Source organism: Nodularia sp. LEGE 04288 (assembly GCF_963896525.1).
Taxonomy (GTDB): domain Bacteria; phylum Cyanobacteriota; class Cyanobacteriia; order Cyanobacteriales; family Nostocaceae; genus Nodularia.
The window spans coordinates 25,881-34,311 of sequence record NZ_CAWQOY010000145.1; the positions used below are offsets into that span (position 1 = coordinate 25,881).

6 protein-coding genes and 1 pseudogene are annotated in these 8,431 nt (G+C 36.3%); 5 read left to right on the forward strand and 2 right to left on the reverse strand.

The window, feature by feature from the left end; translation table 11 throughout:
• The first annotated feature begins 142 nt into the window (after positions 1-142).
• The 4 genes and pseudogenes from AACX33_RS20800 to AACX33_RS20815 all read left to right on the forward strand — a co-directional run.
• A complete protein-coding gene (locus tag AACX33_RS20800) occupies positions 143-1,090 on the forward strand; it encodes a glycosyltransferase (protein WP_194001006.1) in 948 nt (315 codons plus the stop codon).
• Positions 1,091-1,208: 118 nt separating this feature from the next.
• Positions 1,209-2,051, forward strand: a complete 843-nt coding sequence (locus AACX33_RS20805; RefSeq protein WP_194001004.1) for a transcription factor RcaD — start codon at positions 1,209-1,211, stop codon at positions 2,049-2,051.
• Between the two features lie 54 nt (positions 2,052-2,105).
• Positions 2,106-4,082 (forward strand): ATP-binding protein, encoded by a 1,977-nt coding sequence (locus AACX33_RS20810; protein ID WP_194001002.1) that lies wholly within the window; start codon positions 2,106-2,108, stop codon positions 4,080-4,082.
• A gap of 204 nt (positions 4,083-4,286) precedes the next feature.
• Positions 4,287-4,817 (forward strand): annotated as a pseudogene (locus AACX33_RS20815) (DNA translocase FtsK); the annotation flags it as partial.
• A gap of 244 nt (positions 4,818-5,061) precedes the next feature.
• Here AACX33_RS20815 and AACX33_RS20820 read toward each other — a convergent pair.
• Both AACX33_RS20820 and AACX33_RS20825 read right to left on the reverse strand, forming a co-directional pair.
• On the reverse strand, positions 5,062-5,640 hold the full coding sequence (locus AACX33_RS20820; RefSeq protein ID WP_194001000.1) for a ParB/Srx family N-terminal domain-containing protein: 579 nt from the start codon (positions 5,638-5,640) through the stop codon (positions 5,062-5,064).
• Positions 5,637-7,004: an AAA family ATPase gene (locus AACX33_RS20825; protein ID WP_194000998.1), complete on the reverse strand. Its 1,368-nt coding sequence runs from the start codon at positions 7,002-7,004 to the stop codon at positions 5,637-5,639. The genes AACX33_RS20820 and AACX33_RS20825 overlap by 4 nt, the downstream gene beginning before the upstream one ends.
• 513 nt (positions 7,005-7,517) lie before the next feature.
• On the opposite strand from AACX33_RS20825, the gene AACX33_RS20830 reads away from it, so the two are divergent.
• Entirely contained in the window at positions 7,518-8,402 is an 885-nt protein-coding gene (locus AACX33_RS20830; protein WP_194000996.1) for a ParA family protein, read from the forward strand.
• The last annotated feature ends 29 nt before the right edge of the window (positions 8,403-8,431 follow it).

Here is an 8,431-nt window from a genome sequence, read left to right on the forward strand (position 1 = left end):
TCACTAAAGATAATAGAGTAAATAAATATTATTACTTATTGTGTCAGTCCCTGATAAATTTATCTGAGATGATTTATTAAAATACTCCCTAAGTAATATTGAAAACCCTGGTTAAATTGTAAATTTATTTAAATTAATTACTGTGGCTAAAATTAGTGTTTGTATTCCTACATTTAATCGACAAAATCTTCTGCCTTACGCCATAGAAAGCGTACTTCAGCAATCTTATCAAGATTGGGAATTAATTATTTGTGATGATGGTTCAACTGATGACACACCTGAATTGATGTCACAGTACACAGACCACCGGATTCAATATATCCGTCATCCGCAAAATATTGGTAAAAGCAATAATATGCGCTCTGGTTTTGATGCAGCTAAGGGTGAATATTTTATTAAATTTGATGATGATGATCGGCTAACCACTAATTTTTTAGCCCGGACTGCGGCAATACTTGATCAAGATTCTGGCATTGATTTTGTGGGTACAGACCATTGGATAATTGATATTGACAATATCCGGGATGAATCAAAGACTCAGGAAAATTCTCGTCTCTGGGGTCGGGATAATTTAAAAGCCGGGATAGTAGATAATTTATTAGAGGTAGTTTTTATCAACCAAAGCTTTCAAATTGGCGCGACTTTATTTCGTCGTCAGACCTTGCAAGACTTGGGCTTTATGTTACCTAATATCCAAAATTGTGAAGATAATGATTTATTTGTCAGGCTGGCTTTAGCTGATAAAAAGGGTTATTATTTACCGGAATTATTAATGGAATATCGCCACCATGCAGAACAGCAGGGTATTGAGCGAGAAATTCCTTATTTGTTTGATAAAATTCGGTATTTAGAAAATTATCAATTTGAATCAGATAAATTAGAAAAAATCAGACAACATCTCCTAGCTGAATCGCAATTATTATTGGGTTTGCGTTTAATTAACCAGGGTGAAACCCAAAAAGGGAGAGAACTAATTTTGGTAGGTAAGTCTTTTTCTACCACTAAAGCTTTGACAGGCTGGGGTTTGTCGTTTTTACCAATGGGCTTACGGGGTAAGGTTTTTAATGCCCTGCGGCAAATCAAAGGATAATGTTTGCATAGCTGGCTGTAGCCAATAGCACTAATTATTGCTAACATGGGAAAGATGTGTAAATTAGTGCCATTCAAGCTACAGTATACCTGAGTTATGTACAAGCAGGCTGACACGCATGGATACGAATGAGTTAAAATTCCTTTTAAATTTGTTGGGGTGTGCAAATTATCGGTCAAGTCTGAGTACAAATATCTTTAAAGGTTTTAAGGGTAAGGATAAAATTTGTCAGGATTTAGGCGATCGCCAGCTGGTAGACTATACCCGTGAGATAGCCACAGTCAAAATTTTACCGCCAGGTCAAGCACTGCTGAAAGATCCCACCCAAGTCCCCATTGCAGCTAAAGAACTCAAGGTACTAGAAAAGATTGCTCAAGCTTCCGGTAACATCGCCCCCAGCAAAATCACCTCACTCAAAGCAGCAGAACGAAACGCGATATTCACAGCGCTGGGTGATCGAGGCTTGATTGTAGCTGAAGTCAAAATGAAAAGGACACAAGGGTCGATTTGGCTAACCCAAAGAGGAATTGAGTTTTTACGGGATGAATACAGCCCCCAAGGACAAGCAAATATCAATCTCGATCTACTCAATAATTACCTGCGGTTTTTGCGTCAGAATTTACGAATCAAACCAGAACAAGCCTCTAGTTCATTACCTCTTGGGGAAAACGTTGCTTCAAAAACGATTCTCAATGTCAGTGAGCCAGATATCTTACAAATTATTCAGAAATTAGATAAGGAACTAAATACAGAGAATTATCTCCCCATTTTTCATTTACGTCAAAAGCTACAACCGCCTTTATCACGAGATGAATTAGATCAGGTACTGTATCGCTTACAAAGAAGTGACTCAATTGAATTGAGTTCATTGTTAGATCCCACACCTTACACTACAGAACAAATTAATGCCGGAATTTCACAAAATGTTGGTGGTTCCTTGTTCTTTGTCAGTGTTAACTAACAATAGATAAATTAGTTTTCCATAAATCATTTTACTTCATCAGGGTAATTAATCATGGCATCTATCGACGAGATTATTAAGCGCGAGATAAACCCCTTTGACCGGGTAAATTCCAGGACAGGTAATTTTTGGGGGAAAAACCAAGATAGTGGATCTATGGTAGCTTCAATTCATCAAGAAGCCATAGCCGAAATTGAAGAAGTTCTCAACCTAGTAACTACAGATAATTTTAGTCGGACTATTTTCCTAGTTGGTGATTCCGGTTCTGGCAAAAGCTATGTTTTAGGGAGACTAAAACGCACCCTTAACCCGAAAGCTTTTTTTGCTTATATAGGGCCTTGGGTTGATGACCAGTACATCTGGCGACATATCTTGCGTTATACAGTAGATAGCTTAATTCAAGTCCCAGATGGAAAGCAAGACTCTCAGTTAATTATCTGGCTTAAAAGTTTATCAGCCTTCACTAAAAATACCCTCAAAAAGAAACTTTTTAATGATAATTTTTTCGATTTATTGCTAACTGATCGGCAAAAATTTATTAAACATCTGATAGAAGTCTATCAAACTGATAGTATTTATAATCCTGAAAGTTTTTTTGGAGTTCTACATGACCTCACAAATCCAGAACTTTATCCCCTAGCCTGTGAGTGGTTAAGAGGAGATGATTTAAGTGAAGAATCAATGCAGGCTTTAAACGTCAGCAATTGCCTTGATACCGAAGATGCAGCTAAAAACATCTTAGCCAACTTTGGCAAAATTTCTACAGCAACTCAGCCAATTGTTTTATGTTTTGATCAGGTGGAAAGCATACCGAATTGGTTATCTAATCCACAAGCAATATTTAATGTCAACACCACTCTTCACAATGAAAACATCCAGAATTTTCTGATTATCATTACTATAGTTACAGATCCTTGGAGGCAAAGTTGGAAACAAATTACACAGTCTGATAAAGCGAGAATTGATAAGTTAGTTAAACTTAAAAATATTGACCTCAATCAAGCTGAAGCACTCTGGAAGTATATATTACAGACACTATATGAAGCAGCTAAACCTCAACCAGAATCTCCTATCATTCCTTTAAATCGCCAAATTTTAGAGAAATATTTTCCAGGTGGTAAAACTGACCCTAGAAATGCATTACTTTTAGGTAGAAGCGAATATCAGAAATATAAAACTAATCTGATAGGGACAGGTCGCGGAGTCAAACTAGATCCTCACGCAGAGTTTCAATTACTATGGCAGCAGGAATATAAAAAAATTCAGGAAAAATTTCCTAAACTTTCCTTGCTATCATCCCCTGAACTCATTCGGATGTTGCAAGTCGCTTTAGAAGCATTAGAAGTACAAGTAACACCTAAACTGATATCAGGCAAATATGCCAGCTATTCTTTGAGTTATCAACAACCAACTCAGGGACAAAAAATCGGCATAGTCTGGACAGAAGATGCCAATATGACAAGTTTCTTTCAGGTAATGAATGCTTGTCAAAAAACAATTGAGCAAAATATTTGCCAAAAACTTTTACTGCTCAGAATTGGTAATGTAGGAACAGTAAAACTTGCAGATCATAAAATCTACAGCCAGATTTTCACCAATACTCAACATATTCACATCATCCCAAATGTTCAGTCAGTCCATTACTTAGCTACTTATAATTTCTTGGTTAATTCTGTACTATCACAGGAATTAGTGATTGGATATAAAACTATTACTTTGCAGCAATTACAAACTTTAACCCGTAAGTCTGAAGTTTTGCAGAATTGTATGTTATTGCAGGATTTAGAACTTTTTTCTAAATCTACAATTATCAAAGAAGTTTTACCAGTCAAAGATTTTTTATTAAATCTAGTCAAAACGCAAGCTTTCATGGGTATTACTACTTTAATTTCCCAAGCAGCCAAACAGTTTCCAGATGTGAAAGAAACCGACATTCAACACTTAATTGGTATATTATGTCAGGAGAAGAAAGTAAAAATGGTCAACCCCAAAGCTAAGTTTGAAGACCAATTAATTTGTTTGATTGCTTAAATTGCAATAGAGTTGGTGTTAATAAAATTGTAGGTTGGGTAGAAGGAAGTGAAACCCGACATTTCCAGGACTTTGTTGGGTTACCCTGCGGGAAGCAAGCTATGTTCCTTGCTGCGAACAACCCAACCTACGTAGAGGGTCTATTTGAGGCTTAACTGAACCGTATTGGGTTAAATTTAATTATTACTGAGAAATTTTTAGTCAATGCACTACCTGACAACAGCAACAGAAATCCAGGAGTTCATCTCCACATTAACATCTACTAAAACTCTGTGGTTAGATACAGAAATTGCCGATTTTACTACTCACTATCCCAGATTATCGCTGATTCAGGTATTGGCTGAGCCGACAGATTCCACAGGTGTATCTGCTTACCTTCTCGATGTATTAGATAAACATGATTTGGCAGAATATTTCATTAACGAAATCATGATTAATCCCAATATTGAAAAGGTTTTTCACAATGCTGGTTTTGACCTCAAGTATTTAGGAAAAAAGCTCGCAAGCAATATTACCTGTACGTACCAACTAGCTAGAAAAATTAGCCGTGAACGCCTGGAAGTTTCCAATTTAAAACTAAAAACTTTAGCATCAGAACTCTGTCACTTTGTCAATGTAGATGCAGAGCTAGGAACCAGCGATTGGGGAATGCGTCCTCTTAGCGACAAGCAACTACAGTATGCGGCGATGGATACGGTTTATCTAGCTGCTGTCCATCAGAAGTTATTAGAAATAATGATTTTAGATTCCAGTCTATCCATGTAAAATTCCAATTCTAAATAGCTAGAATGATGTTGAAAATAACTATAGAAATTCGGTTTTATTTATGAAAAAAACAAATATTGTAGGGTGTGTTAGGATGAAATCCGTAACGCACCATTATTAATATTTTGGTGCGTTACGCTACCGCTAACGCACCCTACCTGCTAAATAGCTAGAATGATGTTGAAAATGACCATGATCAAACAAATCTTGATAATTATGATTTTTGATTATTCATAATTGCTTCAATGAGTTGATCCTTCTTCATTCTTGAATAACCCGGTATTTGTTGTTTTCTTGCTATCTTTTTAAGCTCTGAAACTTTCATCTTTTCAAGCTCTTCAAGTGTATATATAACCTTTGTTTTACCGTTTTCACCAGGATTTGGTGGAATTATAGTATTTTCAATTCTTTTGACTGATTCAGCCAATTGAGCAATCTGATCAGTAATATTTTGTAACTTTTGTGTTAGCTCTTTGTCAACCAATTCCTTTTTTCTTATTAATGCAATTTGTTGTAAAACGTCTTCATTATCTGGCTCAATAATGAATGCTCCAATATACTCACCTTTTTGAGAATCTATCTCTTTTGCTCTAGCCGCAGCGTAGTATTCAAAGTGTCCATCAACAACCTCGTATGACTGTGTACTAGTTATCCGCACAATTAAGGGATTGATGATTCCTCCAAGCTTCAAAATTAACTCTGCTGCATGGTTCAATTCATCTTGTGAAAATTGTGAGCATGGAACAGTCGAGGATATTTTTCTTACAGCTATAGATGAATTAGATAGTTTCATTCAGCCATTCCTATTTTTTGTAAAACTTCTATTGCTAATAATGTCAATTCTTGGGCAGAAGTAGAATTTGGTTTAAAATCAAGTATAGACCTGGGATCAGGTACTTCCATTGCTCCTATAACCTTAACTTGTTCGCTACATTTCGCTAGATCCTCTCTTTCATATATGACAGTATCCATCACATTCAAACCATAGCGTTTTGTAATTTGCTCTAGACGTTTTGGTAAAGTGGATTGGATAAATTTAGCATTTGTGGAAATTTTACAAGGAAGAACACCAAGTATTGTAATAGGTGTTTTGCTAATATATTTTCTAAAATTATCGATTCGCTTGATAAACTCCTTTACATTTAGCAGTCCTTGATTGGCAAAAGGCTTTAAGTCAGAAGGAATAAGTAAATAGTCAGCCGTTATTAAGGCAATTTCTGAAAACAGATTAATAGCAGGAGGTGTATCAAGTATAACAATATCGTAATTCTCTTTGATTACATTCAGTTTTCCCATCAATATTACTTTACTATCAGTCCTTTGAATAAGCACTGATTCAGCTTCCATTAAGTTAATATGAGCAGGAACAACATCAATCTCTGGGTTAGTAAAGATAGAGGTTCTAGCAACATCTTGTATTGGAAAATGTGCTTCTGAAAGTAAAATATTACCAATATTACAGTCTTTTAAATCGTCTAGTTCTTCATCATCAAATTTAATTAATCCCGTTGCCAGTGTAGTATTAGCTTGACTATCTAGATCAATGACTAATACCCTTTTTCCAGTTTTTCTTAAAGCTGCTGCTAAGTTAACGGTAACAGTAGTCTTACCTACGCCACCTTTATTGTGGTAGATTGCAATTATTTTCATTGAATGTTTCCTCTTTGATTCAAAACCTAAATTATTCTCAGATGTTTGATTATCAGAAATTCCCATAAACTGTATGTTCAGAAGGCTATTTCTACCAATCAAACCTCTAATTGTACCGATTTCTGTTTCAACATCCTTCCCAGAACACTGAAAAACTAGCTGAAGATCAGATTTCAATTTTTCATAAATTCTGATCTCCTTCCCATTAGTCAGCAACCCATATCGCACATTCAAACTAGTTAAATAATGCCTGAGTCTGAGGAAATGATTATTTAAATTTTGCCTGGGATGCTTGGCCTCCATGACAACACTCATCGGTGAATTAGCATCTAAAACCAAGGGAATAACTTGTACTGCAAATGCTAAAAAATCCAAACGAATGCTACCAAGTGCAACTTCTTGATGCCACGTATCGGGAGTATACCCTAACTGTGGCAACAAATACTGAACTATGAGTTTGCTTTCAACTTCGCTTTCGTTACGACACAGTTCAGGATTAAAAGGCAATATAGTTTACCTCAATAAAATTGCTACATTGGCAAAAACCGTATACACCCTAAATTATGACACAAGCTGAGTTCTCTGTGTGATAAAGATCACTCAATGATATGTATATAAATAAAACTATGTTTAGTCTTTTTACAAAAAATGAATATATTATAGTTCTGGCAAATTAAATTCATATTTACATATGTTTGTATAGATTTCACTCATACTCTCCGCGCCACCCTGCGGGAAAGCTTACTCTGCGAGAACGGCTTTGCCGAACAGCTAACTGCGTCTCTGCGTTAGCTAAAAAAGAGGGAAAATTACTGTCAACAAATCTAAAACCCGGTTTTGAGGATTTTTCTCTCCCAGTATTTTATATCTGAACCCTCACTGCTATAATCTAACTGCCTCAATGGAGACAAACTTAACCTTTAAGGTTGCGGAAAATATTAAATTTAAGAGAAGTTTTAATTATTCATTAGGAGTATACGCTACCTAGTTATGGGAATGCGTCAACAAAGGACTTAACCAATGGGATATGTAATTGCTACTGCAAATATGAAAGGCGGCGTTGGTAAAACCACCCTCACCGTCAACATCGCTACTTGTTTAGCCAAAAATCATGGTAAGCGCGTGCTTGTCCTAGATTTAGATAGCCAAATCAGCGCCACACTTAGTTTAATGTCGCCGTTAGATTTTGCTAAGCGTCGCAAACAACGCAAGACATTTCGATATTTGATAGACCAAGTTATCAATCCCGAACCAGAAGCAACACTGACAATTCAAGATATTATTCAATCTGAGGTTTGTAATCTGACTGGATTAGATTTATTACCCGGAGATATTGACTTATATGACGAATTTCTGGTGTCAGAAATGCTGCACCAACAAGCAACTGCTTTGGGTGAACAGGACTTTGAAGCTGTTTGGAATCGCTTTGAAAGAGTCTTGATTAATAATATTTTAAAACCAGTGCGCGAGGAGTATGATTTCATCCTGCTAGATTGTGCGCCTGGTTATAATTTATTGACTCGTAGTGCTTTGGCTGCTAGCGATTTCTACATTCTTCCTGCTAAACCAGAACCTTTGTCTGTGGTGGGTATTCAGCTATTAGAAAGACGCATCGCTCAATTAAAAGACAGTCACGAACATGAAGCGAAGATAGATATCAAAATGCTGGGAATTGTCTTTAGTATGGCTAGTTCTAATCTGCTTAATGGCAGATATTACAGACAAGTTATGCACCGGGTTGTGGAAGATTTTGGTGTAGATAAAATCTGTAAATCACAAATACCTGTTGATATGAATGTGGCTAAGGCTGTTGATAGTTTTATGCCGGTTGTTTTAACTGCACCCCAATCATCTGGTTCTAAAGCATTTTCTCAGTTGACTCAGGAGTTGTTGCAGAAGTTGTAGGGTAATGGGGAGTGGGGAGTGGGGAGTGG

Coding starts and splice junctions, on each gene's coding strand:
- AACX33_RS20810 (WP_194001002.1), top strand. CDS start 2,106: ATGGCATCTATCGACGAGATTATTAAGCGCGAGATAAACCCCTTTGAC.
- AACX33_RS20830 (WP_194000996.1), top strand. CDS start 7,518: ATGGGATATGTAATTGCTACTGCAAATATGAAAGGCGGCGTTGGTAAA.
- AACX33_RS20820 (WP_194001000.1), bottom strand. CDS start 5,640: ATGAAACTATCTAATTCATCTATAGCTGTAAGAAAAATATCCTCGACT.
- AACX33_RS20805 (WP_194001004.1), top strand. CDS start 1,209: ATGGATACGAATGAGTTAAAATTCCTTTTAAATTTGTTGGGGTGTGCA.